Here is a 1,193-nt window from a genome sequence, read left to right on the forward strand (position 1 = left end):
GGAAGCAAATGTTAATTTTCCGTTCTTAGATCCCCATCCAAAGACAAACCAAGTCTTGCGCACTAATGCTAGATTTACGGAAACCTTTGACCAAATTGGTTTGTTTAATTGGGATCAACGTCTTCCTACTTATAAGGAAAATTCCTCTATGGGGGAAAACCCACGAGGACCGGATTATGGTGTTTTTAATTTTGTTGAATTGTTTAGTGATGCGTTGTACAACCGAGGGGTTAGTGAGTTATCACTATCCGAGAAGAAGGCATTTTTTCGACGGTTTGAACATGAGGTAAGTGACCATTTACCGTTGTGGTTACGACTGCCGTTGCCGGATTGAAGTTGCTGATAATTTCGCTAGTTTGCTTAATCAATGCTTTTAAACAGCAGATTTTATCTTCGGCAAACTGCCCTTTGGTGAGTTCAGGGGTAATATTAATGGCAAAATCAACAATATGACTAGGGATTTCTGGGGGTAAATTACCTAAGGATAGCGCTATCAAAAGAAAAGCGATTCGGCTTCGCCGACGCTACGCGAACGCACAAACCCATAACAATAGCGCTAGTAAATTAGATGCGACGCTACGCGATCGCATGATTGGGGCAATGGAAAAAATTGTGATGACGAAGATGACTAGAAATTTGCCATTATCCTAGCTATTAAGGGTTGAGTGTTAACGGTCAACTGTCAATACTCAACCTTTAAGAGGTTGTCTGAGAAGTCTCATTTGCTACATTAAAGCCCCCTAAATCCCCCAATTTTGGGGGACTTTTACCAACAAATTGATTCTTGTTCCCCCCAGAATTGGGGGGCTAGGGGGGCAAAATTCAGTATCAAAAAACTTTTCAGATATCCTCTAACACTCAACCGTCAACTTTCAACTTTCAACTTTTAACTTTCAACTTTCAACTCCCAAAACTCTTCTAAGCGTTTTGAGAGGATCCCTTCTTTTTACCCAGCAGCAAGCTAGCACCGAGGACACTTAACCCTAAAATAGTAGCTGGCTCGGGCACTTTACCCACTTTAGCGTAAGTGACACTACCGTCTCCAGAACCGATGAAGAAATCACCATAGGTAAAGAAGTCGCCTCCTATGCGGTCATTGTCTTCGTCACGGATTTCAAAGGGAAAATCGAAAGTGAACAAACTGGGAACAAAATTCAATCCCAGAAGCTCTCCATCCTGAAAATCAACGTAGG

The 1,193-nt window shown here is 42.0% G+C and carries 1 protein-coding gene and 1 pseudogene; one reads left to right on the forward strand and one right to left on the reverse strand.

Annotated elements, in window-relative coordinates; all coding sequences use genetic code 11:
• Nucleotides 1-334, forward strand: a pseudogene (locus F6K49_RS50835) (endonuclease/exonuclease/phosphatase); the annotation flags it as partial.
• Nucleotides 335-918: 584 nt separating this feature from the next.
• On the opposite strand, the gene F6K49_RS50840 reads toward F6K49_RS50835, so the two are convergent.
• The coding region (locus F6K49_RS50840) for a PEP-CTERM sorting domain-containing protein (protein WP_293110512.1) at nucleotides 919-1,193 on the reverse strand (275 nt) is incomplete at its 5' end.

The organism is Moorena sp. SIO3I6 (assembly GCF_010672095.1).